Below are 26315 nucleotides of genomic sequence, written 5' to 3' on the forward strand. Positions count from 1 at the left end.
CATGTGGGCTTTTTTTATAGTATGGATACGGGACCTGGGCAGTTTTTAGGCTTTCAGCTGAGACAGATACTCCTGCATGAATACAAATTCAGTTTTATTCTGGCCACACCGCCTCTTCCTCGGTGTCTGTGGGAATATCGTCGTATTGTGCATTTTCAAGGTCGAGTTCAAAAATGGTGTCGTCAAACGTGAGATCAATGAACTCTGCATTTGATTTCAGTCCGCCGGCAAAGCCAATTTCCAGCGACGCGCTGAACGACTCCTGGTGAATGAGTATTTCGCTCGTTTCCACCACGCCGTAATGCACCTTGTCTTCCCGATCCCAGTTCGCCGCCGAATAGTCCGTAAAATCGTAGGACGCCCTGAGCGTGACGCCAAAGGTCACATCATAGGTTGCCCCATCGATGTCCACATCGATTAACTGCATCTGCGTTATTTCAATACCGGTAATATCCACGTCGGTGAGTTCGGAATCGACGTCGCCGGATAAATCAGGCAAAAATTCTGCCCCTTCAAGCCTCCCTCGCGCCCTGCTTAGGACTTCCTCTTTTACCAGCTCGAGAGCGCTGTCTGCGAATACTGACAGGTCTCGTAGCTCCTCATCGTTCCTGTTTACCAGATCAAGCAGCTCGTCCACCGTTTTTAGGTGGATAAAGTGCTCGTGTATTTCGGCTACGGCCTGCATGTCCTGATCGCCGCTAACAATGTAGACACTGTGTGAACGCTCTCGGGCTACCGCGTCCACTGCGGCCAGGGTAAATGCGTCCGGAAATTCCGATTTTTTTGCCTCCTTATGAAACGGCGGCATTCCCGTGAAATACGCATGGAAAATCTGCTTAGGATTAATTATCTCTACCGAGATATTTTCAGTCAGACCGTTATCCACCAGCGTCCTGAACTTAGCGGTAGCTTCTTCCAGCACAGCCTCTGCAGAAACCGTGGTAAAGAGGCCACCACCGGTGGCCTGCGCGGCGACATGCAGAAATGAGGCTTTCTTTTGGAATCTTTTCAATTCCGTTACGGTTTCTTCGGCATATTTTTTTAAGTGAGCTTCAATCTCAGATCGTACGACGTCAGTGATTAAAAGATGAATTTTTTCTTCCCGGACCAGTTCTTCAAGGCGTGCTAACGCAAAATGACCGAACTGAAACTTTTTCTGTTCGTAGGCGGAAGTATCAATAAATACAAGACGCGTTTGCAGCTCCATGTGCATTCCTCTCTTATAGAAATTTTCCTAGTGTATCACTCGCCGGCAAGTCTTATTCCTGAGCACTCGCTCGCAAAAATTGAACTTAAGCTTAGGCAGGTCTTTCGTCCCGGAAAGGTCCACAGCGATATACCGTACGATGACATCACGTTGCAGGGCAAAGACTTGCTTGATGCCTTCAGACAGCGCGCCGGTGGCCATTTGGAGTTTGTGCCTGGGGTACGCTGATCCACTCAGGACAATGACCGAATGCAGGCCGAAAAGCGTTAACCGCGATTTCGTATTACTCAAATTAGGGAAAAAATCCCGCCTTGGCGGGCTTCTTACGTTCTTGTAGGAGGCGGACGAAAACGCGCGTCCAGACGGGCTACCAGCTGCGCGACGGACTCCGTTGAACCGGCGTAGATTTTGCGAAGCACAAACTCTATGATCTTATAGGCCTGTTCAATATCAGGAGAGTTGACCTGATCCAATTCATGACTTCCTGCGTTGCCCAGCCACTTGATGGCCATCAGCGCTGACTGATGTTCGCTGTACGTCTGCGATAAGGCCTCAATCCGGGCGTGGAGTGTGCGCATTTTTGCCACGCCAAGCGCGGTCATCAGCTCTTCCAGAGCGATTCGGATTACGTTCGCCGCAGCGCCCGGCGCGTTGAGAAACAGAGAAAACGACTGCGTCAACGGCAGCGCGACCCTCTCCGGGCACTGCGTGGGAATAGCAAAGGCAGGAAGAGTAGGCGTAAACAGTCTGGCCTGAAACAGGTAGTAGTGACGTTCGTCATCTTCATAATCCTGGTTTTCATGGACATCGCCGGTACCGCTGACCGCGACGACGGTTTTACAGACGGCGCGCTCACATTGCAGCAGGCAGATGAATACCAGGCGGATATCATCGAGCTCACCGTCCATTTTTTTCCAGCGTTCAACTGACTCAGGGATCACCTCAAAATGAAAGGTTCCCTTCTGTATCGCCAGAGAAGCTGATTGACAGGAAGGACAGGTCCAGTTCGGGCAGTGATTTTCAGGGAAATTTCTCAGCAGTGATTCGTACATAGATATTGTGCCTTACGGTTCGATCCGGATATCTAATGACTGGATGGGCATCACCGCGCTTCTTCTATCCGCACCGGTGTGCCGATTTGCCTTTTGCAGGCGAGTGATTTTCGGATTTAGCCAGAACGCGATGACCTTTTCGGATCAATGACGGTTTTGGAAAACATTATAGGGGTGTCCTCAGCGGGACATCAACTTACCACCGGGATCCAAAAGATGCGGATGAATCATTCCACAGTTGTGAGTTGCCATTTATAACTAGGGGGATTTCTTAATGTTGGTCTGTGGGCCCGACGATGTACCAGAGGCAGCAAGAGCGCCGTTGGGAAGAGGTATTTCTGGAGCACCGTATTGGGCCACGTAGCTCCTTACAAATAAATCTTTCTCAGTATCCAGTTTTTCAAACAAATGGAACAGTACACCAATAAAGTCATCGATAGCACCCTTCTCTATATCAATGGATTTATACCTAATGTTGAAATGATTATTTTCGTTACAGAAGGTCTGAATATCATCAAAATTCTTAAGTACTATACCGTTTGAGTGAATCAGACAATTCCTGATAAACTTTATGCATCTTAGATACTGCCATTCTTCATGGTATGAATCTGAATTAAAACGGCAGGTGTAATCAAGATAATCTGCAATGTTTTTCAAAACAGACCGGTTTGACAACTTATCGAAGTTGTCATGTTGTTGCATGACCTCCTGATTGAACAGCGAACAATAGCGTAACAATGTGAACTCAACCTGATTGTATAGGGATACAAGTATTGTTTCCCGATGGAAATTTGGCGAAACACTTTGTGCGTAAATCAACTCTTCAACGTAAGCATCTACAATACTTTCGTGATGCTCTTTGTCCGCATCATTCAGCTCACCATTCATTGAGTTTTGAATTTCATCTCCAACATTCTCCCAGTAGATCTCACTGTGAGAATGGAAGTTTTTTATATTATGTAGTTCTCGTTTAAAACCGTGCAGAACATGAAAGAATGAACAGGCAAAAAAATCAATTTTCATTTGAATATCCTTTTATGGGATAACAGTCATATTACAGAGCCAGGTCATAGCGGATCGCCTCGGCTTTCCGGCGGCCAGTGTCCGTTAGGGCGAACGCCAGGTTCAGGGACGCGTTGCGATATTTCTGCAGCAACCCGTAGCGGTGCAGCGTGTGCAGTGACGTGCGCAGATTGCTGGCATAGACATCTTTACTGGCGGCGGCGTTGAGCAGGCTCAACAGCTGCATAACGGGCAGGGGCGCATCGTGGCCGCGCGCTTCAAGCGCACTGAGGACCAGGAGCACCTTTCTCTGGAGTTCGGATATACGCACGGCTCATTCCTTATTCATGTGTCACATGAACAATACACCCGGGCGTGAAGAAACACTACTCATGTTGCACATGAATAGTGTTGTTTTATATGATAAATTTCAGTAGGTAAATTAAGCTTACTTATCGGCCTAACCTATAAAGTACTTGAAATCTCTTTTCATCATGCCTATTATATATACACACCAAGGTTGCCGCCGAGGTGTGTATTAATTGACATTTTACCTATTTAGTTTTAGAACTTTAGCGTTCACTAAGTTCCAGCCCTTTGTAGTAATATGACTTACTACGTAGGGCAAACACACACTGCAAACGGCAATCGGTACTCCCAGACCGAGAATACATGGTGTTAGAAATGCGATGATGACGGGCACTACGTAAAGTGCTGTCGCAATCTTTGCTGCCACCAACGTGGTGAGTCCGATTGCCCTGAGATACTTCTTTTCAACAAGAGCCGTGCGTATATCAGCGGCGCTGCCCCAAATGGCTTTGAACACCGATAATGCAGGCTTGATGCTTACTTCTTCTAAAAACGTAATCATTGTTTTTTTCCTCAATTAGGAGATGGGTTTTGGGTACTGCAGGAGTTGAAAATTTCATTTCAATGCCTTTTTTTAGATAAATTTTTGCCGCGGGGGATTAATACCCTTTGGCGTGATAATTATTCGTTTATACTTTCGTTACTTCATTGTTGTTAACCATCCATAATGTCGTCCTCCAGGGTAACTACGTTAATGTGCGGCCACTGCCTTTTACCGAATTTTGGCAAAAGGGTATCCAGCTGCTGGGCGATTTATTGATCGCGATGGCGGCGGATGAATGGCTATGTAGAATTGATGGAATTAATTTATGACTTGTCGAGACGAAAAAAAACTTCACAAGGGAAGTTTGATTACAAGGCGATGAGATAAAATTCAGGTGGGCATAAGTTTTTACACCTATGGTTTCCTTCTTGATGATCTTTACACGTTGTTTTCAGCCTTAGGTGTTGTCATTCCAATCGGTGAGTGGTAAAATTCTTATTGAGGAAATTTCACTCTTCATAAATTCTATTTTCTCATCTCCCAGCGACTTTGTCAATTCTGCACCCGCCGAAATTGCCTCTTTTTTTCATTTTTTCAAGAAAATCGCTTGCATTTAAAAATCAAATTTCAATTTCTTCGTTCTTGTATCATTTTACACACAATATTACTGCGTAGAGTCTTTCAAAGTATTTTCTACAACCAGACCATTCTTCTCTGTACCAATACTTTGTATTGTTAAATTCAATTAGGGTAATTCAGTTTCCTTTGAAACTTATTCATGTGTATACCAATACCGCACCTAACTCTGAGATCATTAACTCAGTCGAGTTTATGTGATTTCAGGTTTTTCCTTTGCTTCAAGAACATCATTAGCTCATCTCGGATAGCGGCTTAGCACGTACAGTTTTCATTTTTCTGCTCCACCCCCCCTCTTATCGCTGAACCCGATCGCCGCCGCCGGGGCATCGCATTTAGCCCTACGTTCGTCCGGACGTCTTCGCTTTTCATGGATTGGGGTTTACCCCCAGACTGCACAATGTTGAATAGGACATTAGGGTTATCAACACAAACCCCTCCGTAAAACCGGCAAGGAAACGCCGCATGCTGTATTCAGGATAACTGTCACAACGCTGTTACTGGATAGAACTATCGGGAAGTGAATAAATATTCATTATGGTGCATAATGGGAAAAAATATATTGTGAAATAAATCTAAAGTTAACATAACAAAAAGTCGATTCTTAACTAAAACTCAAATTTGAAAAAAATTCATACTGATTATTATATGATTCATATCAATGTGTTAAAGAAGATAAGTGGCTACTCCAATGGTTATAACCTTTAACACTCTATTGACATCGCTATCTAGAAAGTATTACTAATTATGCACTGAGTGTGAAATTTTATACGGATCATTGTATGTCTAGGAATGATGTGCCGATTACAAACAGCCCAGAAGTTTTCCAAAAACTCCTGGGCTTTATAGAGTCAGATACGTTCGCCTGTATTGGTGCAAAAACAGCATCATATCTTGAGACAGTAGTGCATAGGGACTGCTGTGGTGATAATAAAGTAACACTGGAAGATGCATACGGATTCCTAAGTAAATTTGCAGGGATCCGTGAAACTCTGAGTAAAACAAACGCCACCTTTGTTCTGACCTTCAGCGACCGAACATTTTTCTCAGAAGCTGAGTTTGAAGTGTTTACATGGGAAACACTCAATAAGTTACACGAACTTGATACTCAGGCTGGGCACAGTTGGAGTAACGATTGCTCCTCTGACCCCTCCTCTCCAGATTTCGGCTTTTCCATAATCGGAGAGCCCTTTTTTATCGTGGGATTGCATCCGAATTCATCACGACTCAGTCGCCAAGCGCCCTTTCCTGCTCTTGTATTCAATTCTCATCTTCAGTTCAGGCACCTCAAATCTGTTGGGATTTTTCAAAAAATGCAGAAGGAGATCCGTCAGCGCGATTTAAAAATTCAGGGTTCGGTTAATCCAAATCTCAGTGATTTCGGTGAGCAAAGCGAAGCCAGACAATATGCAGGGAATGCAACTCATCAAGAGTGGTCCTGCCCGTTTAGTAAGAAAATTTAATCCCTAAAAAGAGACCTACATGGAAACTATAATTGTTACTGGAGCCTCTTCTGGTTTCGGTGAGGCCATTTCTCGCCGATTCCTTGCTGAAGGGTATAATGTTATCGCAATAGCCAGACGGGCTGACCGGTTGGAAAATTTAAGCATTGACTATCCAGGTAAGGTCCATTGTTTAGCAATAGATATTATTGATAAATGTGCGGTTGAAGAATGCTTAAGCAATCTTCCTGTGGCATTTAACAATGTTATTGCATTGATAAATAATGCCGGTCTGTCTCTCGGGTTTGGTCCTGCACTAGATAATAGCCTGACAGATTGGGAAACAATGATTAATACAAACATTGTTGCACTCTTGCATATCACAAAACATATGCTCAGTAGCTTTAAAGAAAAAAATCGCGGGCATATAATAAATATCGGCTCCGTGGCTGCATATTATCCATATATAGGAAGTAACGTATATGGTGCGACCAAAGCCTTTGTTCATAATTTCACCTTAAATTTAAAAACTGACCTTGAAGGTACAAAAATTCGTGCATCTTGTATCTCTCCAGGATTATCCAAAACTGAATTTGCTTTGGTGAGATTCAAAGGAGATTTGAATAAAGCTGATTCATTGTATGAAAATAAAACCTATCTTACTGCTGAAAATATTGCTGAAACTGTATTCTGGACATTTTCGCTACCTGAAAATGTCAATATTAACGTGTTGGAAGTCATGCCTACAGGCCAGTCATTTGGTTTGGGTTTTACAAAAAAACAGGATGAAAAATGAAGATTATTAATAGTTATAGTGATTGGGGTAAGTTAGAGGAGATTATTCTTGGTAGCCCTAAAAATTTAACACTTCCTGATCTAGATATTTCTTCAAGAAATTTCTTTGATCTTCAAGAAAGCTTCAGCCAACAAGTAAATCCTGTTGAACTTGTAGAACAGGTAAAAATAGAAATGGAAGAAGACTTTCAGGGGCTCACATCAATTCTCGAAGGGTATGGAGTGAAAGTTAGACGCCCGGATGCGATTAATATTGATATAACGTGTCAATCTCCGCATTGGAGTTCTCAGCAATCGCATGCTCTTATGCCAAGAGACTGTATGCTCGTCCTGGGTGATACATTAATTGAAGCTCCAATGCCATCTCGTAACCGGTATTTTGAAAGTCAGTCTTTTAGAAATATAACGCGTGAGTATTTTTCTAAAGGTGAAAAATGGATCGCGGCACCGAAACCGGTCTTAACCGACGATTCCTACCTTTGGGACGGTACTACCCCTTATCTTGCAGAGAATGATCCGCTTTTCGATGCTGCTAATATTATGCGATGTGGTAAAGATGTTTTTTATAATATCAGCAACAGTGGTAACCGTGCCGGTTTTGAATGGTTGGAAAGAACATTTGGTGACCAGTTTAATTTTCATCAAATATCCATATGTAGTGACCATGTTGGGACTACTATGCAATTACTGCGTCCAGGACTTGCTTTAATTAATGCATCGAGAATGAAACTGTCCGATGTCCCGGTTCAATTCAAAAATTGGGAATTTATATTCTTCAACGAACCCGTAGATATTGGATATTCGTTTGACTGGGCAAGAGCTTCTGTTTGGATCGCGATGAACGTTCTTTCTATTGATGAAAAAACAATTATAGTTGAAAAAAATCAGCATAAACTAGCGGAAATACTTGATCGCTGTGGGCTTGAAGTTATTCCAACATCATTCCGTCATGGAAGAACAGTTGGCGGAGGATTCCACTGTTGTTCATTAGATGTACGTCGAGTGGGTACTGCTGAAAACCATCTGTAAAATATATTAAAGCTCCCTGAGGAGGAAAGTTTATGGATCAGAAAAAACTGCTCGTCAAGGGAGCATTTCTTCAAAATGATAGTGTTATTGCAGTTTCTAAAATAATGGTGTCGAGGTTTGACCCTCATGGATATAATAAAGAATGTTCAGTATTTGAACTGAAGTTCAATGACGAGGAAAGAAATACCTCTTTGTCACTGGAGTTTGTCAATCTTTATGAAACTTGCTATATGAGGGATGCTATATATACAGGTGAAAAATGGAGTGCTGATAGTTTGCTAATGTCGATATCTATTTCTTTTTATATGACTGGTTACGAAAAGTATATAATTATAGGTAGTTATTTATTTGAAGACATTTCAAGTATTTTTAAATGTAACAGCAACTATCCAGAACTCACTTTGGTTGAATCTGAATATAATGGTTCAAAAGCCTATAATATCGTTTATTCCCGAGAAAAAATCAGGGTAACGCATCAGGATAATATTTTTTCAATCTCGCCTGAGAATACTATACTTGATTGTGCAATTGAAAATGAGATTGAGTTGAAACATATGTGTAAAGCAGGTATTTGCATGAAGTGTAGAAAAAAAATTATTTCTGGAGCCTGTATGACCACTTCTTCTTCAGAAGAAAGTAACATGATCAAGACTCAACATTTATTGACCTGCAACTACAAAGCGTTAACATCACTTGTTATAGGATAAATATGGAACATACAAGCATTTTTGCCTTTGCAGTAGCTGCTCTGCTACTAAATCTCAGCCCAGGCCCTTCATTGATGTTTGTTAGCGCGCGGGGTATTAGCGAAGGAAAAGCCGCAGGTGCCGTTTCAGCTATTGGTTTAGCTTCTGGTAGTTCTATACATGCAATTCTAGCCGGATTGGGAGTAACAGCTATTGTTGCTCAAAATTCATATGTTGCAAATGCTGTAGCACTTATTGGTGGTGTGTATATTTTATACTTAGGCTGGGATTCGCTGAAGTCAGCAAGAAACATTGGTGCATCTGAATCTATAAATGTTGAAGTCAAAAAGAAGAAACTGTCTAAAATTTATCTTCAAGCTGTTTCTGTTGAGTTTTTGAACCCTAAAACTATCCTTTTTTACCTATCCATTCTTCCCGGTTTAATCCTGGCGGGGGGGTATACACCATTTGAAGCCTTACTGGTTTCTTTGATTGTCCCAGCAACTGCTTTACCTGTCGATCTAACTGCGGGATTGACAGGTGGTATGTTGGCGAAAATGTCACAGAAGAACCAACGAGTGACTGTAGTTCTTAATTACTTGTCCGGGGCAGCGCTATTGCTTATTGGTATGTTGCTTCTTTATAAAAATTTCATAGGTAATTAAATGTATTTTTCTATCAATGAGTCTGCTTCCAAAGCTGGAATTACGCACGCGCTCTTTCTAGTTGTCCGAGGTTTGGTTTGCTCTCCGAGTAAGTCTGAATTTGTATCTCATTGCAATGAGATTGTCGCGACTGAAATGGTTGGTGACCTTCAACGTTTTAATGAAGGGTTTAGACAAGTTATTTATAATACTACTGGTAGAGATAACTTCAGTACAGCCGGAGAGAACTTAAGGGATAATTTTAAAGAACGAGGATTTCGGTCAATAAACAATATTGTTGACGCTTACAATGAGGCCGCGTTTTTTTATGGAATTGGTATCGGGGGGCATGATATTTGCAATGTGGATTTATCATCAAAAATAGAAGTTACATTGGCAACAGACAATGATTTCATTACTCCTCTTTTCCAGAAAAAAGAGAAAAAAATAGTATCTGGCGAGTTGATTTATAAGGCTGGTGATAAAAACATGGCATGGATAGGAAGTAAAGATGTTGATTCTGATGATTTTAAAATTTCACCTAAAAGTACTGATTGTATCTTCGTTATTTTAGGTCATGAGCATGTCAAACCTGTCGAGTTATATACTGTTAGTTTGCGAATTCGCAGAAATATAATTGCATCATCATATGATTTTAATCCAGATAAATTGGATGTGAAAGAATATTACTATTCAACAAGGAAGTGATTATGAGTACTGTCTCCAAGATAATATGCTACCCTCTGAAGTCAGGTGCAGGAGTTTGTTATGATTTTACACATGGCAACGAAAATGGTTTAACAGGCGACCGTTTATTCTGTCTGTTCTGCCCAGAAACTAAAAAATTTGTTAGTTTACGAGATAATCATAAGTTAGAAGATATCTTATTAGACAGTAATGAATTTGCTATCAATATTACAGTCGGAAGCATAATTCAATGTTTTCATTTGCAGAATATACCAAATATCGAGACGATAAAAATGTGGTCAAGAAATGTAGAAGTTACCACATATCCCGGTGCTATTTCTGATTACATAAGCTCATATCTTAAAATGAACGTGATTTTGGCAAAGGTAAGTAACTTCTCTGATTACAAGCAAAGTTTTATGGATACGGGGCCTATTCATATTATATCCCAAAAATCATTGGATGCTTTAAGTCGTCACGTCGGATTAGGTGAAATTTCAGCTTCCGTATTTAGGCCAAACATCATTGTACCTGATTTCGGTATTGAAAATGAAACTGACATAAAAAAAATAACAATTAATGATTTTGTTTTTAACGTTACAGAAGTTACAGAACGCTGTGATGCTGTTTCTATTCTCCATCGGAAGCTACAGTCAGTGTCAGACTCTCCTATTCTTGAGATTCTGGATGAACTAAATGACTTTGACGGCGCGGTATTCGGTATTTATGTGCGGTCAGAAACTGATTTCTGCATTCATATAAACGATGTTGTCGAGGTCATATAAGCTGAACATTGAACATTACGGCGGGGAGAATAAATTTTCCCGCTTTGTTAAGTGAACATTTTTCTAAAGTATGCTTTACCCATCAATATTGCCTTTTTTAGTAGATTTGGGTTTATGCGTAAATTGCTCGGTTGATATCAAATGATACCACTCCTATGGCGTAAACCCTCTGCAAGTGACCGTTTTCTATTATCTTTCGCCTTGATTGGGGTTTTCCCACACTACCTAATTTTTTCTGGTAGCAAAAACCCATCTGTAGAGCTGGTACTCATTGGTGCCGATTGAGATGATCCCTCTTACTGCCTCTCTCTGAATTTGCAGATGCATTTAGTCTGTGCTGTCATCCTTTCAGCTAATTGACCTTCCTGTGTGTTTTCTGTTTTTATAATTTCCGTTGCATTCATCTTCTTTACCCAAAGACTGAGCGCCCAGGCTACACCCCAGACTATGTATTTTACAATGATAAACGTCGCCATTATTCTGCCCCCTCAATTAATTGCATATTACCCACCGTCGTGAGGCCAGTAATAATGTATTGACCATCATATTTACTCTGAACTTTAGACACCAGCCTGTTGTCGATGAGGTAATGAAAATGCCACTCAGCAATTTCAGGAGAAAACTCTGGGAAGTCTTGTAACTGAGCCCGACCATTGTTTTTGACGAACTTCAGCATTTTGTATACTACGCCGTTATCTCTATTCATTTTTATAGCCTTTATTTTGTAAAAGAAGATTATATCACGTCCCCTTATAAATAATTGGTCGCCACAGAAGGTTAGCATTAGCTATAATAATCTACCGCTTAGATTATGAGGACTATTTTAATAACTATTAGGTGTTTTAATGGAATGCCGTTAATTATTTTTCTCTTTTATAACAATAATGCTCGATGGGGTCATATCGTGGCGTGAAAATATTCTATGCCACAGGGTGTCCATGACTGCTGGAGCGGCATCCACACGCTGACCTGTCCCGCTTTCGGACATATTGGGGTTTACCCCTAGACTGCCTAACGTTACCCTCTTCCACCCCGTGACGTCGTTTTCCCCTTTATAATCCGTAGATTACCAACTGCTGGGCGCGCTGGTAAAGACTTCTCCTAAACTCGCCCGGGGCTTTACCACCTCTGATATAATTCGCTTCGTATCAGGGGATTGCATACCGCCTGATACGGTAAAGCGGCGGTAACGGGGGCGTTGCCGACCGCCTTCACCCTCCCCTCCCTGATTGGGCTTTATTCCGTATAACCGATAACTCCCCAATACGACCCATCACAATTTTGGTATTTATTGGGGGCGGTTATTATTGCCATCACTCGGTGAGTCTGTTTTTCACTATCCGTATCACCGTTCTTTCTGAAACCCCGCACAACCTGGCCGTATCCCGGATGCTTTGCTTATTGTTAACTCTGAGTTCAAGAATTTTATCGTGCAGCTGCAGGTTAGCCTGCCGTCCACGAAATTTTCCTGCTGCTTTAGCTTTAGTGATCCCCTCTTCCTGACGCCGGCGTCTGTCCTGATAATCCTTTCTGGCAATAGCTGCCAGCATATCGAGCATCATCCCGTTGATGGCTTTCAGCATAGCTTGGGTAAATTCGTCGCCAGCACCAGCTGCCAGAGCCATATGACTGGTTGGAAGATCTAGGCTAACGACAACCAGATTTTTATCCTGAATAAGCCGCTTCAGTTTTTGCCAACCTTCTTCATCCAATCTTGAAAGTCGGTCAACCTGTTCGATGAGAATAATGTCACCCGGAGCGGCATCATCGAGTAAGCGCAAAAGCTCGGGGCGCTGAAGCGAAGCACCCGAGACATTTTCGGTATACCAGCTGGCCAGTCGAAAACCTTTTTCTTCGACGAACGTCTTCATTCTATTTTTTGCCCGAAGAGCATCTTGTTCTTTAGTCGAGGCTCGGAGATAGCCGTGAATGTACATTTTTTAGCCTCTAGATGACGCATAGGTGATGATCATAATGTACATGACAGATAGGTGATGATCCAACGGTGAAATACGCCATTTTTTGATAGTGACATTGTGGTATACATAAATGTCACACACCTAATTAGCTCCTTTACAAGATCTGCTTTTACTGCTTTTCGGATCTCAGCAAAAAAACAGATAGAACCTCATTATTGGTATAGAAAATAAACACCACAAAAATATATGTAGCATATTTACTATATAATAAAATACTGATACAAATAACCATACAAAAAATTAAGAGGGTTAAAAAGATGGCTGCCATAAACATCAAGATAGAAAGTCAACTCAAGGACGGCGGAGATGAAGTCCTGCGGGAGCAGGGGCTGAACGCAACGCAGGCCATTACACTTTTCTGGCAATATCTTGTCCAGCACCGCAGGTTGCCTTTCACCGCTGAGACGAAGCTCTTTACAGCTGCTGATCTGACACTTGCCATTGCCACACAGTATGGCGATGCGCTCAACCAGCTGCATAAAATCAGGGACATTCTGGATTCTGACGTTGCCGAATTCGCTGAGCTCGCGGCGGCTAAACTGGAACTCTCCCGTCAGGCTGCAGGTATACTGCAGAATGGCTGGCGACTGGAGTCTCTGCCGGATGACAATGACCTATCCGCCTCAACCCGGCGGATGCTACCCCGCATTAACTTTCACCTGACCAGATGTGATTATGCCTTGATGGATTTACCGGCCGAGCTTCCTGTACCTACTCGGGTGGTTAATGTGTTTGGCATCGCACTGACGGACTACGAAACAGACTATTCCCGGCTGCAGTCTGTGCTTCTTGACACCGGGTTACTGGCCCGCCCTGAGCCGGCGCGTGAATTTGTATACCGGGACGAAAACGTCACTGTATCGGTCATACAGCCGGATGAATATCAGCACGGCGCGTGGATCGTGCGGATGCAGTCAAAAACACTGGAACATGAAAACACCCTGGAAGAAGCTGGCCTTGCTTTCCCCGAACTGGAGGGAAGGGTGTTTCTGCCCGGTACCGTTTACGGAAAAGCGGTACGTAATTCGCATACCGGAAGATTTGAGATGGGATTCCAGTTCCTATCCGGGCTCACCGAATTTCATATGTACTCCAGCGGACATGAGGAGGGAGGCAATCCCACCACTCCTGACCAGGTTGCGGCCAGCCTGGCCGTGACGGTGGACACTTATCTTGTAATGTTGAGCCATGAAATGGCTGGCAAAAATTAACCTAGGAGAAAATATGAATAATGATCTTACCCGCGAATAGTGGACACGCGACTAAGTGAGTAAACTCTCAATCAGAGGTGACTCATGACAAAATCAGCATTAACCAGCAAAAAACCACGTAAGCAACATACGCCTGAATTTCGCAACGAAGCCCTGAAGCTTGCTGAACGCATCGGGGTAGCAGCCGCTGCCCGTGAACTTAGTCTGTATGAATCGCAGCTTTATGCCTGGCGCGGCAAGCTGAAAAATGCACATTCCTCTTCCGAACGTGAGCAGGAAATGTCTGTTGAAATTGCCCGCCTTAAGCGACAACTGGCGGAACAGGCAGAAGAGTTGGCCATTCTCCAAAAGGCCGCGACATACTTCGCGAAACGCCTGAAATGAAGTATGTCTTTATTGAAAAACATCGGGCTGAGTTCAGCGTCAAAGCCATGTGCCGTGTGCTTCGGGTTGCCCGCAGCGGCTGGTATGTCTGGTGCCTGCGTCGTCATCAGATAAGCCCACGTCAGCAGTTCCGTCTCGTCTGCGATGAGGCCGTCGGTAAGGCATTTACTGAGGCAAAACAGCGTTATGGTGCGCCTCGTCTTGCTGACGAACTACCGGAATACAACATCAAAACCATTGCTGCCAGCCTGCCACGTCAGGGACTGAGAGCAAAAGCCTCCCGCCGGTTCAGCCCGGTAAGCTACCGTGAACACGGCCTGCCCGTGTCTGAGAACCTGCTGAAGCAGGATTTTTACGCGAGTGGTCCAAACCAGAAGTGGGCAGGTGACATCACGTATCTTCGCACGGACGAAGGCTGGCTCTACCTTGCCGTGGTGATTGACCTGTGGTCGCGTGCGGTCATTGGCTGGTCAATGTCACCACGGATGACAGCGCAGCTTGCCTGCGACGCACTGCAGATGGCGTTGTGGCGGCGAAAACGTCCGGAAAAAGTCATTGTTCACACTGACCGTGGTGGGCAGTACTGTTCATCGGATTATCAGAACTTGCTGAAACGTCATAATCTACGCGGGAGCATGAGTGCAAAAGGCTGCTGTTATGACAATGCCTGCGTGGAAAGCTTCTTTCATTCGCTGAAGGTGGAATGTATCCACGGAGAGCACTTTGCTAACCGTGAAATAATGCGGACGACGGTGTTTAATTATATCGAGTGTGACTACAATCGTTGGCGTCGCCACAGTGCGTGCGGCGGTCTCAGCCCGGAACAGTTTGAAAACCAGAATCTCGCTTAGGGCCGTGTCCACATTACGTGGGTAAGATCATAGGACATGGTCGAGGCTGGCACGCCCTGAAGATGCCGGTTTACCAGACTTATCAGGGCAAAACCATTTTCCAAAAACACGAAAGCCTCAGCGGCAATGAAGCCATTGCGCTATACCGGACCTGCGGAATACACGGCGTGTATCACTGGGAGCGGGAATCAACAGACAGCTACCTGCGGGGCACCGTCATCGTGATTTTTGATTTCTCGGTCCTGGTTATCCGCGAGGTTATCGAGGTTAAAAACGGCAGGCATCTAGGCTGAAAAGTGTGGAGAAGCAGTTTCACTTCCTAGCAATGCGTGAGATCACATTTGCTCAGGTGTAGTTCCTGCTTAACGTAGCAATTTTACATACGCTTCATATACATAACTTTTACCTCTCAAACGGCCGGTAGTTTCAACCAATACTCCTGTTAGTACTAATGTTTTTACCGCGCTATTAGCTGTCGGAAATGATACTTGAAGCTCCGCTTGAGCTCGTTCGACAGTAATCTTTGGCATTATTGGCAGCATGTCAAAAAGGCGTAATGTTTGTAGTGTGCTTGAAGAGTTATAAAGTACGGCCTTGCGGTCTACTGCGAGCAATGAGGCTATGTCTATAATGCTCTGCTGTGCTTCTTCCGCCGAAATTATCACCCCTTCCAGAAAAAATCTTATCCAAGACTCCCAATCTCCGGTAGTTCTGATTTCCGAAAGAAGGCGGTAATACTCGGTTTGATGCGTTTTAAGATATCCTGACATGTATAATAACGGTTCTGGCAGAAGCCCCCATGATTCAAGCAGTATTGCGATCAATAGCCTGCCAATGCGGCCATTACCGTCAAGAAAGGGGTGTATTGTTTCGAACTGCGCATGTACCAGTGCGATCCGTACAAGTTTGGGTAATTCTGTTTCTTCATTGTGGATGAAGAGTTCTAAATCGCTGAGTAAATTTATGACCTCCTTTGGCGGTGGCGGAACATATACAGCATTTCCTGGCCGCGTTCCTCCAATCCAGTTTTGGCTGATACGTACGTTCCCTGGCTCTTTTTGGGCCCCCCTTACACCAGCCAACAGAATTTTATGAGCTTCAGTTAGTAACCGTACTGATACTGGTAAACCCGTGGGAGACTGGATCTGCTGTCTAACATATTTGTATGCCTGCAAATAGTTCGTTACCTCTTCAACATCATTGGCATTTGCCACTGATAACCCGGCTTCATTATCGAAGACATCTGTTAGGGTTGCCTGAGTGCCCTCTATTTGCGAAGTGAGGAGTGCTTCTCTGCGTATCGCGCTATAAATCAGCCATTCTCCGGACGCAACCAGGCCTGACATCCCGTCCAACTTGGCCAATGCCAATTCAGCTTTATTGTTAAGGTCACGATAGGATTCAGGTTCAAGGTCGGGCCTCGCTGGAGGCAACGCTGCAGGTATAAATGAGTGTACCTCCTCATTATGGCTTTCAGTGACTACGTAACTGCCTGTAACTCTATTCATTAAAGATTCCTTTAATAGCGCCGCATCTAATTAAAGATTTCTTTAATAACATTATTGTGGATTAAAAACATCTTTAATTATTCCCTATGCGTTTAGCATCAAGGGTTAAAACTGACATAGGGACATATACTCCCTATGTCCAAGGCTTTCCCTGAGAAATTTTTCGTCCTCGTCTTTCTTACTCATTTAAGAAATACAGATTAACGTCAGAATAATTAAAGTTCTGCCCTCTTGCTAGTCGCCCCTCTGACCTTAAACAATCTGCCCTTAAAAACCTCCTCTAATATTTCGCATGCGAAATGTGTATTATATATTATCGGTATTGATATTTTATTTTTAATGTAATATAATTAGCCATATAGAGATACGGAAGGCCGTATCTCTGCCCGGCGTAACGCCAGTCTCACAGGAGATATCAATGCATCTCGTCAATACAGTTACAAACACATTTGAATCTGACACCACGATCATCGAAATGGCTAAACAGATACTCCAAGGCCGCATGAAGGTTCTGGATGTGACTTTCAATTCCAGTCAGTCTGTTAAAGATTTTCTGTCTTTGGATTTAGCCGCAGAGGAGAGAGAAGTTTTTGCGGTCCTATTCCTTAATACTCAAAACAAGCTGATCGAATATCGTCGGATGTTTTTTGGTTCCGTGAAAAGCGTCGATGTTTATCCGAGGGAGATTATTCGTGCAGCAATGACGTTGAATGCCAGTGCGTTCATCCTTTCTCATAATCACCCTTCAGGTTATTCAGAGCCAAGCGAAGAAGATCGTCGCGTAACGGCTCTAATTGAAAAGGTCGCGGCAATGCTGGAGTTGAAGTTACTTGATCATATCGTCGTCGGTAACGGAACTACGGTTTCTTTTGCTGAGCGTGGTTGGCTTTAATTTTAATTTTGCCGCCCTTGTGGCGGCTTTAGGAGTGTTAAATGGAAATGCAGGCAGTTTACGAAGTCACCCCCTGCACTCTTAGAAAAGAGTGTCTTTTACCTGTTTCGTTGGGCTGGGTTGCACCAAATAAAACAGAGCTCTCTTTTGTGTTAACCCAGGCAGGCATGAGTATCCAGGAATTTGCATTACTTATGGATGTTGATCAGAACTACGCTAAGAGCTGGCTGGAAACAGACCATAAGGTGCCTTACGCGCTCTGGTCAGTGCTTTGTGTTTGCGCTGGTTATGGACAAATTTGGAGATGGAAGAGTTAGAGATTTCGCATGCGAAATCATGCGTGTTATTTTAATTATCTATATTGATAATTAGATGTAATGTGAGTTATAATACTCACACAGCGACGGAAGGCCGGAGCTGTACCTAGGCGAATACGCCATACTCAAAGGAGCAATTCATGTCTCAGTCTTTGCAAGAACGTAAAGTAAGAATCTTATCAACACGCCCTGAGCTTTCAGCTTATCTCATTGATATTCCTTCTGATATCGCTGCGCGCGCTTTTCACAATGTATCGTTCTCCCCAGAACAACGTGGCTTAGAAATACAGGTGGAATATGCCTCACGCATTACAGAACAGAAAACCCGTATTACGTTAGAGATTGAAAATGCGATCGCCCGTAATGCGGTGATCCAGGCAGATTGGCCAGAACAGCTGGAGGAGTGGTTCGAGACTTACCGGCAGCGCATGAAGGTTTTGTTTATGGGCTACTTGGCGACCATGTCTACCTGTGCAAGCCCTATGATTACAGGCCCTGCCCGTTTCCCTGTAGAGCGTCAGCGTAAACGTAATGCTTCAGCCGATAATAAGTACGCGGCCGTTACTGCTTATACGACACATTCCCCTAATCGTTTCCTGAAGCGAGTCATGCCTTTTGGCAATGGCGTTGCTATCGCCTCTAATGCTCCGAACGCCAACGAGCTGCTCATCAGTAAGTTGAATGACCGTATTAAGCTTCAGGAAACTATGAAGGCAGCCAACAAAATTGTCGGAAAGGTTTATAAGAAAGGGTCTCCTGCAGGGGTATCTGCCGAAATGAGAGATCGTTGCGCGCAGCAGTTGGTAGACGAGCTTGCCATCCCATTAGATGAAGCACTGTCCATGCTTAAGTCATCCGATTATTCCGCAAAAATCATCGCGTTCTGGCCCTATCAGCTTTCAAACAATAATCAAGAAATCCGCCGGCTCGAACAGCGGGTGAAGGACGTAGAGCGTTTGCAGCAGGCTGCCCCCGAAATTGCTCAGGTATTGGGAAACGGCATCGAGATACGCAAAAGTGATGACGGCAAAATCGAGATCCATTTTGGATACAAGCCAGATGCAGAAGTACGCGACTTTTTGTGTAAGAAGGCTTTCAAGTTTTCCCGCTATCGTAACAATACGTGGGTTCGTCGCATCAGCGTCAATGCAGTTGCGGTATTTACTCGGGAAGTTAAGCCTATGCTTGAAAACTTACCTCAAAAATAAAATATCGGTGTTGATATCTAAAGATTGAAATGTTAACTTAAGTATTCAGGTGGGCGGCCACCTGAATACTCAGGCATACGCCAGGCTCAAAGGAGAAATCATGATAATCGAAAAAATATCCCTGCTTCTACGCACTAAATTCTCTCTAACTCGATTCGCGCTGTGTTCTTTTTCTGTTCACGGCGATATCTAGCTACGCCATCCAATCACACTACATATTTCGCATGCGAAATTTCAAAAGGAAGTAACGATGAGCATCAATCAGGCTTCTGCGCTCGGTAAAGTTATCGTTGTTGGTAATCAGAAAGGTGGCGTAGTTAAATCACAATCGTCTAACGAGATCTCTTATAACCTCCAGCAGTCAGGCTTTAAAACTCTTTGTATCGATATGGACTGGACCGCCGGCTTTACCGAGCGCACTTTTCCAGAAGGAATGCCGTTAGAAATAGAGCGTGAACCTTTCAAGCATGAGTTCACACCGGGCGGCGCCCACACGCATCAACTGTTTTTCATAAATACTGACGTTCAGCCCATTGTTTTGGCTGATGGCCGCCATTTTATAGGTACCACCTATGAGTTGAACGAGATCAACTATCGCCCGACTGATTGCATCTTCGATTTCAAAGATCGCGTTGAAGCGCTTCGGGAAAAATATGATTTCATCGTTATCGATTCTAACCCGTCGTATTCAAACGTAATGATAGCGAGCCATCTTGTGGCCGATTATTTGATCATCCCAACGTTGCTTGAGAAGTCATCACGAAATGGCGTGGCCAAGCAGCTGGCTTACATGCAGAAAATCAAAAAGAACTACAACCCGCGGCTGTCATTCCTCGGCGTATACGTTACTCAAGCTGTGGTGTCGAATTACAAGAAAGAGTTGCTTGAGGGACGGTTCACCGCAGTAGATACCGAAAACCTCCGGATGCTGTTTGAGATCCTTCAAAACAGTGGATACGACGATTCAAAAGTATTGGCGTATATCTCTTACGTAGCTACCACAGCAAAAGAAGCGATAGAGCTGGGTCTGACGTTTAAAGAGTACTCGCCTAACTCGTTACCGGCTAAACAGTATGACGAACTGACTCATAAGCTGGTGAAGCTGATCCAGGAGGCTGACCGTGGCTAAGAATTTCAAGCAGCAAATTGCCGCGCGCAATAAACAAGGTGCTCAACAACCCTCGGTACCTGGCGTTCAGGAAAACCTGATCCAGCGAGAAACCGCGGCCGCTCCCGCAGCTGCAGGCGGCGGACATAACTTACTGTCAGATATCGCACGTCCTGAACTGATTGCCGGTGGCCAGATAGTACGGGTGCGTTTAAGCGAAGTGTATGCAACGGAGCAGGTGCGTCCAGATGAGGATTTCGAAGAGTCGACGTTAGAAGGACTTTCAGACACTTTCTCTGAAGTCGGTATTCTCACCCCTCCTCGGGCTTTTCCGCGCGATAAGGACGGATACCGCATTTGGTTAGGGGAAACACGTGTCCGGGCAGCACGACGCCGCGGGGATGAGTTCATCGATCTTTATGTAGGCACGCCCCCAGATGATGACAAAAAACGACTGCTTGGGCAGCTGATTGAAAACTTACACCAGTCAGGATTAAAGCCACTGGCTACAGCTAACTCAATGCTCAAATTGAAAAATGACTGGGGTATGACTGGGGAACAGATAGCTAAGTCACTCGGTAAACCGACGGCATTTGTAAGTAAACACATGCGCTTGTGCGATGCGCCGGCGGTGATCACCTCTCTGCTGAAAGACAAGATCACTGCTGATGTAGATTTAGTTTATACACTTTGCCAAATCTACGACGCGGCGCCTGAGGAAGCATCTCGTTTAGCGACTATCGCCAGACAGGAAAAGCTAACGCGTTCGCAGGCGAAATCAGTTCTGGATGGGATTAAGGGCCGTAAACCTAAACAGGCCCCTAAGACAAAAGAAAAACCGCAGTTAACAGACGATCTGAAACAGGATGGCGAGCAGCACGAGCCTGATAACGAAACCTTAACAGGCAATGCGCAAACTTCTGCCGATCTGCATCAAGCTGATGTTGTCGTACCATCAAGCGATGTTCGTGAGGGGTTGCCAAAAGTAATGGTTACCTTAGGTCAGGAGCATGGCCATATTCTCCTGAAAGTGCCTGCAGAAAGCGACATGATTTGGGTTCAATTTCCATCCGGTGAAAGATGCGTTGAAGCGATTTCTTTGATTGTCCGGGGAGTGAAGGAAGCATGACTATGAAAATAACCCCGTTTACTCAAATGTCGGGCGCTTTCCGCGCCCGAATCGTCAAAACCTGGCACATCTCATCCGAGCATAGCCCGGCTGAAGCAGCTGCACGCCTTAATGACATCGCGGTGGATAATGGCTTTGTCCGCCGGTTGAAGCCTGTGCCAGGAACAGCATTGGCAGAATGGGGGAAGTCAGGAGTTACTCCTCTATGGGCCGCACTCGCCGCGCTCGTGTTACTTTTGCAAAATGGGTGGCGTCCTGTCGCCGATGAGGAATGGGCTGGTTTTGCTGCACTTTATATTCAGCTTTGTAAATCTAAAGAACTTACTGCTTTGCTTGAAGGCCTGCCGGCGTCCATCGATCGGCCGTTGGCAACTGGATGGATATGTGCGGCCATTGAAGAAGATGAGCGCTACCGCTTAACTAAGAAGGTGGCTCCATGACGTTCATGCAGTTGGAAAAAATCTTGTTGGAGACGGGTAGAAAAAGTGATGGTCGAGCTCTGATTGCATACCTTCTGGACTCCTATGATGCAGGAGTTACTGATACCGAAGCGGACTCAGTTGAAGCAGAAACCGGCCTGAAAAAAACCAACATCTCTGCAGTGGCTAAAAAATTAAGCGAAGCCAAAGTGATTGAGATCCTGTATTTAGATACCAGCGTCGAGGGCTCGACGCTGTCTGTTCTAAGGAACGGTCGCTGGTCAAAACCATTCTATCGGCTAACCCCGCAAATTTTATCGTTGTATCGCCGTGCCTGAAGTAATGATGGGACCAGATTTCGCATGCGAAATCTGTCTACCCTATTTTTGCTTTCGGAAGCTCGTCCCATCTTGTTGTGTATGCGGGTGATAGCATCTCTCTTCTCATTTGCCACGCAGGTTCAATTCCCTGGCCTGCGAACCATATTCTCCCAAGCCCTTCCTGATTGATTTTATCCACGACCGACATTAATGCCTCACTGCCTGGACGTGGGGATTGGTCATCGAAGAGAGATAGCTGTGCCAACCGCGTAGGAGAAAAGTCATTAAGCATGACGCCGGCTTTGGCGTAGCGAAATCCAGGCTTCCAGATTCTGTCAATGATGCGCTGGGCTGCAGCTATTATGTCGCGTGAGTCTTGCGTTGCTGTGAGAAGTTTCTCTGTGCCGGATAGACTACTTTGTGGCTCATTCGCAAAAGGTGACGTTCGCATAAATACAGAAACATGCCGGCAAAACTGTTTCTCCTGGCGAAGCTTTTCTCCGGCTCGCTCGGCATATCGACAAATAGCCTGCCTCATTTCATGCTCTTCTGATATTCGTTGGCCAAAACTACGGCTGCAGATAATTTGCTGCTTCGCAGGAACCATCTCTTCCATTGGTATGCAGCTTTCTCCTCTCAGTTCCCTGACAGTGCGCTCCATCACCACGCCAAAATTTTTCTTTATAAAGCGGATATCTGTGTCAGCCAGCTGCAGTGCCGTTTCAATCCCCATGACGTTAAGTTTGGCTGTTAACCTCCTGCCGATCCCCCATATTTCACCTATGGGTTGGAGTGCGAGTAACTTACGTATCCGAATGGGGTCAGTAAGGGCCACAACTCCTTTCGTTGCGGGCCATCTTTTGGAAGCATACTGGCAAGTTTTAGCTAAGGTTTTCGAGGGTGCTATGCCCACTCCAACCATTAACCCGTATGTCTGAATACTTCGTTACGAACATGATGACCAAAGCTGTCAAAAGATTGAACGGCATCGATGCCCGTTACGTCGAGCCAGCTCTCGTCAATAGAGTAAACGCTTGATCTTAATGCCAAGGATTCTAAAACCGTATGCACGCGCGCACTTAAACTCGCGTAAAGAGCATAATTTGAACTAAAACTGCAATATTATGTTTTTTAATATGCGGCTTTAGCTCAAAATAGGGCATTCCCATAGGGATTCCTAAGTTTTTAAGCTCTTCGACCTGGCTATAACGCAACCATCATTATTTGACAAAATTGCTATAGGTCTACCGCGTAAATCAGGCCGAAAAAGGCTTTGGCAAGAAGCGTAAAACGAATTGCAATCTGCTAATGCAAACATTGTCTTACCCGCGAGTGCTGTGAATTATGTACGTTACAACGCCAAATATCTCCAAGCTGTCCGGATTAACAAACATTGTTGCATAATCGGGATTCATAGCCTCTAAAGCCAGGCGGGGGTGTGTGCATAATCGTTTAACCGTAAACTCACCATCGATGGCCGCCACAACAACATCACCATGTCTCGCAGTCTCCGCTCTATCAACAACCAGTAAATCCCCACTACTTATTCCTGCAAAATCATGGATTCGCCTTCTGCACGAATGTAATAACTGGCACTTGGGTGTTTGATGCAGTATTGAGTTAAATCAAGCTCTTGCTCAACAAAATCTGCAGCAGGACTAGGGAATCCACAAGGGCAACTATCTAAAAATAGAGGGATTTTCGATGGTATTTCATTGCTTACTGTGAATATTTTCATTATTGCACCAAAAAAACTACTGATTATATATACAGTATTATGGTGTCGGATATTCCTAGATAGCAAGTCTGAGGACGGAGGTTTTTTTATTAGTCTGTTTTACATAAAGAAATAAATACTACAAATTTTGGGTAATTGGGCGTCCTGTCGGCTGTCGTGAACAGAGCCAGCCGAGCTGTCTCTGCCCCTGCGGGCTTTGCCCGCGGGCTTCCATCCTGACGCAACACCTTTAGCTCAAATGACCGCTCGTAAGCCTCAGCGAGCTGAGGCACGCCACGATACAGCTCGCCAGCTCGCAAACGTGGGGCTTCGCCAGCGGCATATTAATCACGGAGCACGTTGTTCGATTGCCTGGCTTAGCAGGACGAGGGGCGGGCTGAGTGGAATATATACATAGTGACCGCTGTCGCGGGCTACCGGCGGCGATGGACACCGAGCATTAATATCAGCCAGCTGCCGCCTGCAAAAGAACATCCAGCTCACCTAAGCGATCTGATGAAGGGGGAATTCAATAAATGGCAAGGTAGTAAGATTTCGCATGCGAAATTAATAATGTTTATTTTATATTATCAGCATTGATATAGTGTATTTAGCGGTATAGACCCTTAAGGACGGAAGGCCGCCCTTACATCCGGCATAACGCCAAACTCAAAGGAGTCTTCAAATGAAAGATGCAGATATCGTTTTATTACCATCAGGAACCTTTACTCGCGATCAAGCCGAGGCTGTTGCTGCTGCTTATAGAAATGTGGCTATTGAGGATGATCAAGGGACTCATTTCCGTTTAGTAGTACGCGTATTGGGCAAATGGTTTGGCGTGCATGGAATTTTGAGCCTAACGCAGGAGAGGGGCTTAAAGTACATCTCCAGCGAAGGCGTGAAAAACCAATAAGTCATTAAGTTGCCGGAGGCTTAGAGCCTCCGGTATGCCCAACAAATACCTGAGGAATTATCATGTCAAACTCTAAAAAAACGACGGCATCCAAATCAGCTAAATTGTCCCCGATAGTGAACCGCGAAGAGCAAATCAAAGTTACAGAGCAGGCTTTGGTTAACGTGCCGGTAGAAATGGTGCCATTTAGCCAGCTGGCTCTGTCTCCACTCAATGTGCGCAAAGCAGAACCGGATCCGGTGAAATTGCAAGAACTGGCCGACACCATCAAAGCCGTGGGCGTCCTGCATAATCTTATCGTGCACCGCCTGCCCGAGGGTCAGCTGGGTGCCGCCGCCGGTGGCCGCCGTTTCCGTGCGCTGAATATCCTGCTTGTCGCGGGGGCGATCGCGCGGATTACGCCGTGCCGGTGAAATTGTCGGCGACGACGTGGCAGAGGTGATTTCTGCCATCGAGAACTTGCAGACCGAAAGCATGCATCCGGCTGACCAGATCATGTCGTTCGCCCGCATCAGTGCCAGCGGAAAAACGGCGGCAGAAATCGGAGCCGCGATGGGCTACAGCACCAAACACGTTCAGAAATTCCTGCGACTTGCAGGGATGGCTCCGGCATTACTCGCCGAACTGGCTGAAGACAACATCAACGTTGACCAACTGGTGGCTCTGTCTGCCAGCGAAGACCACGAACGTCAGCAAAATACGTGGAAAAATGCCTACGGCATTTACAAAACACCAAAGGAATTACGCAATGAGGTGCTGCGCGGCGAAGGGCCGCCGTGGGTAACCGCCTGCTGGAGTTCGTCGGACGTGACGTCTACGAACAGGCGGGCGGCGGGTTCCGCTATGACCTGTTCACCGACGAAGGTTATCAGCGATACCGTACTGCTGCAGACCCTGACCCGACAAAACTCACCGAAATCGCCGTCGTATCGCGCAGGCAGAAGGCTGGTCATGGTCAGAGGGGCGAAGCGAGGGCGTTACCACCTACGGTGAAGACGCTGAGCTTTACCTGCTGCTCGGACAGCCCAATCCGGCGTTTACCGACGAACAAAGTACGCGCATGGCCGAGCTGGGCAGGCAGCTGGACGAACTGTCAGAGCAGGACGACGGCGATGATGCTGACCATGCCGCACTGGAACAGGCTGCAGACGCCTGTCAGGCAGAAATGGACGGCATCGAAGGCGCGGCGAAATTCGGGCATGGTCTGACGATGTCCGTGCCCGAGGCGGGTGGTGGTGTCACTGCTGCGCGGTGAACTGTCCGTGCGTCGCGGCATCATGAAGCGCTGCGACCTGCCGGAAACTGAGCGTGATGGCAATAACAGCGGGTGACCCGCACTCAGCAGCACCCGTACCGAGAACAGTACGCCGGAGGTTTCGCCAGCGAAAACGCTGTCTGCCGTACTGGCCAAAAGCCTTTCCAGCGAGCGCACGTTAGCCGTACAGGCCGCGCTGGCAGAGCAGCCGCAGATGGCACTGGTGATTTTTGTCCACGACTGCCTGAAATCCACTTTCAACCACCGGTCTTACACCGCCTCGACC

At 45.3% G+C, this 26315-nt stretch carries 28 protein-coding genes and 3 pseudogenes; 20 read left to right on the top strand and 11 right to left on the bottom strand.

Translation table 11 applies throughout. The annotated features are described in order from the left end of the window. Positions 1-94: 94 nt before the first annotated feature. The 5 genes from BV494_RS25485 to BV494_RS25505 form a co-directional block, all read right to left on the bottom strand. Complete coding sequence (locus tag BV494_RS25485; protein WP_104925567.1) at positions 95-1207, bottom strand: PIN domain-containing protein; 1113 nt, start codon at positions 1205-1207, stop codon at positions 95-97. A gap of 323 nt (positions 1208-1530) precedes the next feature. Further along, a complete protein-coding gene (locus BV494_RS25490) occupies positions 1531-2259 on the bottom strand; it encodes a DUF4145 domain-containing protein (protein ID WP_104925568.1) in 729 nt (242 codons plus the stop codon). Positions 2260-2517: 258 nt separating this feature from the next. Further along, positions 2518-3282 (bottom strand): hypothetical protein, encoded by a 765-nt coding sequence (locus BV494_RS25495; RefSeq protein WP_104925569.1) that lies wholly within the window; start codon positions 3280-3282, stop codon positions 2518-2520. A 31-nt stretch (positions 3283-3313) separates the two neighbouring features. Beyond that, positions 3314-3592 carry a chromosome segregation protein ParM gene (locus tag BV494_RS25500; protein ID WP_104925570.1) on the bottom strand — a complete coding sequence of 93 codons (279 nt, stop codon included), beginning with the start codon at positions 3590-3592 and terminating at the stop codon, positions 3314-3316. A gap of 219 nt (positions 3593-3811) precedes the next feature. Continuing rightward, positions 3812-4132 (bottom strand): hypothetical protein, encoded by a 321-nt coding sequence (locus BV494_RS25505; RefSeq protein ID WP_104925571.1) that lies wholly within the window; start codon positions 4130-4132, stop codon positions 3812-3814. A 1400-nt stretch (positions 4133-5532) separates the two neighbouring features. Here BV494_RS25505 and gntA point away from each other — a divergent pair. From gntA to BV494_RS25540, 7 genes are read left to right on the top strand one after another with little or no spacing between them, the layout of a single operon-like run. Next, on the top strand, positions 5533-6213 hold the full coding sequence (gene gntA / locus BV494_RS25510; RefSeq protein WP_104925572.1) for a guanitoxin biosynthesis heme-dependent pre-guanitoxin N-hydroxylase GntA: 681 nt from the start codon (positions 5533-5535) through the stop codon (positions 6211-6213). Between the two features lie 19 nt (positions 6214-6232). Continuing rightward, a complete protein-coding gene (locus BV494_RS25515; protein ID WP_104925573.1) occupies positions 6233-6988 on the top strand; it encodes an SDR family NAD(P)-dependent oxidoreductase in 756 nt (251 codons plus the stop codon). Then, entirely contained in the window at positions 6985-8016 is a 1032-nt protein-coding gene (locus tag BV494_RS25520; RefSeq protein ID WP_104925574.1) for a hypothetical protein, read from the top strand. Before BV494_RS25515 ends, BV494_RS25520 begins: the two co-directional genes overlap by 4 nt. A gap of 32 nt (positions 8017-8048) precedes the next feature. Beyond that, a complete protein-coding gene (locus tag BV494_RS25525) occupies positions 8049-8723 on the top strand; it encodes a 2Fe-2S iron-sulfur cluster-binding protein (RefSeq protein ID WP_104925575.1) in 675 nt (224 codons plus the stop codon). A gap of 2 nt (positions 8724-8725) precedes the next feature. Further along, positions 8726-9367 (top strand): LysE family translocator, encoded by a 642-nt coding sequence (locus BV494_RS25530; protein WP_104925576.1) that lies wholly within the window; start codon positions 8726-8728, stop codon positions 9365-9367. After that, on the top strand, positions 9368-10054 hold the full coding sequence (locus BV494_RS25535; protein ID WP_104925577.1) for a phenylalanine--tRNA ligase beta subunit-related protein: 687 nt from the start codon (positions 9368-9370) through the stop codon (positions 10052-10054). It abuts the gene before it with no gap. 2 nt (positions 10055-10056) lie between these two features. Then, positions 10057-10818 (top strand): MOSC domain-containing protein, encoded by a 762-nt coding sequence (locus BV494_RS25540; RefSeq protein WP_104925578.1) that lies wholly within the window; start codon positions 10057-10059, stop codon positions 10816-10818. 475 nt (positions 10819-11293) lie between these two features. Here the strand turns inward: BV494_RS25540 and BV494_RS25550 are convergent, their stop codons facing one another. Together BV494_RS25550 and BV494_RS25555 are read right to left on the bottom strand one after the other, a co-directional pair. Next, positions 11294-11524, bottom strand: a complete 231-nt coding sequence (locus BV494_RS25550; protein ID WP_192938239.1) for a hypothetical protein — start codon at positions 11522-11524, stop codon at positions 11294-11296. Between the two features lie 607 nt (positions 11525-12131). Continuing rightward, a complete protein-coding gene (locus tag BV494_RS25555; RefSeq protein ID WP_104925581.1) occupies positions 12132-12755 on the bottom strand; it encodes a recombinase family protein in 624 nt (207 codons plus the stop codon). Positions 12756-13054: 299 nt separating this feature from the next. Here BV494_RS25555 and BV494_RS25560 point away from each other — a divergent pair, with 299 nt between their 5' ends. The 3 genes from BV494_RS25560 to BV494_RS25570 all read left to right on the top strand — a co-directional run bounded on the left by BV494_RS25560 (position 13055) and on the right by BV494_RS25570 (position 15536). After that, positions 13055-14008 (top strand): type II toxin-antitoxin system RelB/DinJ family antitoxin, encoded by a 954-nt coding sequence (locus BV494_RS25560; RefSeq protein WP_104925582.1) that lies wholly within the window; start codon positions 13055-13057, stop codon positions 14006-14008. Positions 14009-14092: 84 nt separating this feature from the next. After that, a protein-coding gene (locus BV494_RS25565) for an IS3 family transposase (RefSeq protein WP_104925583.1) occupies positions 14093-15243 on the top strand; the annotation gives its coding sequence in 2 pieces (ribosomal slippage) (positions 14093-14351 and positions 14351-15243; 1152 coding nt in all). A 62-nt stretch (positions 15244-15305) separates the two neighbouring features. Then, a complete protein-coding gene (locus BV494_RS25570) occupies positions 15306-15536 on the top strand; it encodes a hypothetical protein (RefSeq protein ID WP_104925584.1) in 231 nt (76 codons plus the stop codon). A gap of 69 nt (positions 15537-15605) precedes the next feature. Here BV494_RS25570 and BV494_RS25575 read toward each other — a convergent pair whose 3' ends face one another. Beyond that, the gene (locus BV494_RS25575) at positions 15606-16751 is read right to left on the bottom strand and encodes a Fic family protein (RefSeq protein WP_104925585.1); all 1146 of its coding nucleotides are present in this window, start codon (positions 16749-16751) and stop codon (positions 15606-15608) included. Between the two features lie 418 nt (positions 16752-17169). On the opposite strand from BV494_RS25575, the gene radC reads away from it, so the two are divergent. From radC to BV494_RS25610, 7 genes are all read left to right on the top strand, one after another. Further along, positions 17170-17643, top strand: coding sequence for a RadC family protein (gene radC / locus BV494_RS25580; protein WP_104925586.1), 474 nt, complete (start codon positions 17170-17172; stop codon positions 17641-17643). A 41-nt stretch (positions 17644-17684) separates the two neighbouring features. Further along, positions 17685-17960: a hypothetical protein gene (locus tag BV494_RS25585; RefSeq protein WP_104925587.1), complete on the top strand. Its 276-nt coding sequence runs from the start codon at positions 17685-17687 to the stop codon at positions 17958-17960. A 140-nt stretch (positions 17961-18100) separates the two neighbouring features. Then, the gene (locus BV494_RS25590) at positions 18101-19168 is read left to right on the top strand and encodes a hypothetical protein (RefSeq protein ID WP_104925486.1); all 1068 of its coding nucleotides are present in this window, start codon (positions 18101-18103) and stop codon (positions 19166-19168) included. Between the two features lie 250 nt (positions 19169-19418). Beyond that, on the top strand, positions 19419-20297 hold the full coding sequence (locus BV494_RS25595) for a ParA family protein (RefSeq protein WP_104925487.1): 879 nt from the start codon (positions 19419-19421) through the stop codon (positions 20295-20297). Then, positions 20290-21405: a ParB/RepB/Spo0J family partition protein gene (locus BV494_RS25600; protein WP_104925488.1), complete on the top strand. Its 1116-nt coding sequence runs from the start codon at positions 20290-20292 to the stop codon at positions 21403-21405. The genes BV494_RS25595 and BV494_RS25600 overlap by 8 nt, the downstream gene beginning before the upstream one ends. A gap of 2 nt (positions 21406-21407) precedes the next feature. Further along, entirely contained in the window at positions 21408-21845 is a 438-nt protein-coding gene (locus BV494_RS25605; RefSeq protein WP_104925489.1) for a hypothetical protein, read from the top strand. Then, positions 21842-22162, top strand: a complete 321-nt coding sequence (locus BV494_RS25610) for a hypothetical protein (protein WP_104925490.1) — start codon at positions 21842-21844, stop codon at positions 22160-22162. The genes BV494_RS25605 and BV494_RS25610 overlap by 4 nt, the downstream gene beginning before the upstream one ends. A gap of 37 nt (positions 22163-22199) precedes the next feature. Here BV494_RS25610 and umuC read toward each other — a convergent pair. Together umuC and umuD are read right to left on the bottom strand one after the other, a co-directional pair. Next, positions 22200-23462 (bottom strand): annotated as a pseudogene (umuC, locus tag BV494_RS25615) (translesion error-prone DNA polymerase V subunit UmuC). 4 nt (positions 23463-23466) lie between these two features. Next, positions 23467-23882: pseudogene (umuD, locus tag BV494_RS25620) on the bottom strand (translesion error-prone DNA polymerase V autoproteolytic subunit). A 664-nt stretch (positions 23883-24546) separates the two neighbouring features. Between umuD and BV494_RS25625 the strand changes: the two are divergent. The 3 genes and pseudogenes from BV494_RS25625 to BV494_RS25635 all read left to right on the top strand — a co-directional run bounded on the left by BV494_RS25625 (position 24547) and on the right by BV494_RS25635 (position 25767). Continuing rightward, positions 24547-24782: pseudogene (locus tag BV494_RS25625) on the top strand (DUF905 family protein). 54 nt (positions 24783-24836) lie between these two features. Continuing rightward, on the top strand, positions 24837-25187 hold the full coding sequence (locus tag BV494_RS25630; RefSeq protein ID WP_104925588.1) for a ParB/RepB/Spo0J family partition protein: 351 nt from the start codon (positions 24837-24839) through the stop codon (positions 25185-25187). Continuing rightward, positions 25147-25767 carry a ParB/RepB/Spo0J family partition protein gene (locus tag BV494_RS25635; protein ID WP_192938240.1) on the top strand — a complete coding sequence of 207 codons (621 nt, stop codon included), beginning with the start codon at positions 25147-25149 and terminating at the stop codon, positions 25765-25767. The genes BV494_RS25630 and BV494_RS25635 overlap by 41 nt, the downstream gene beginning before the upstream one ends. 100 nt (positions 25768-25867) lie before the next feature. Here BV494_RS25635 and BV494_RS25640 read toward each other — a convergent pair whose 3' ends face one another. Next, positions 25868-26284: a hypothetical protein gene (locus BV494_RS25640; protein WP_192938241.1), complete on the bottom strand. Its 417-nt coding sequence runs from the start codon at positions 26282-26284 to the stop codon at positions 25868-25870. Positions 26285-26315: the final 31 nt, after the last annotated feature.

Origin of the sequence: Rahnella sikkimica (assembly GCF_002951615.1) — a bacterium.
Classification (GTDB): Bacteria; Pseudomonadota; Gammaproteobacteria; order Enterobacterales; family Enterobacteriaceae; genus Rahnella; species Rahnella sikkimica.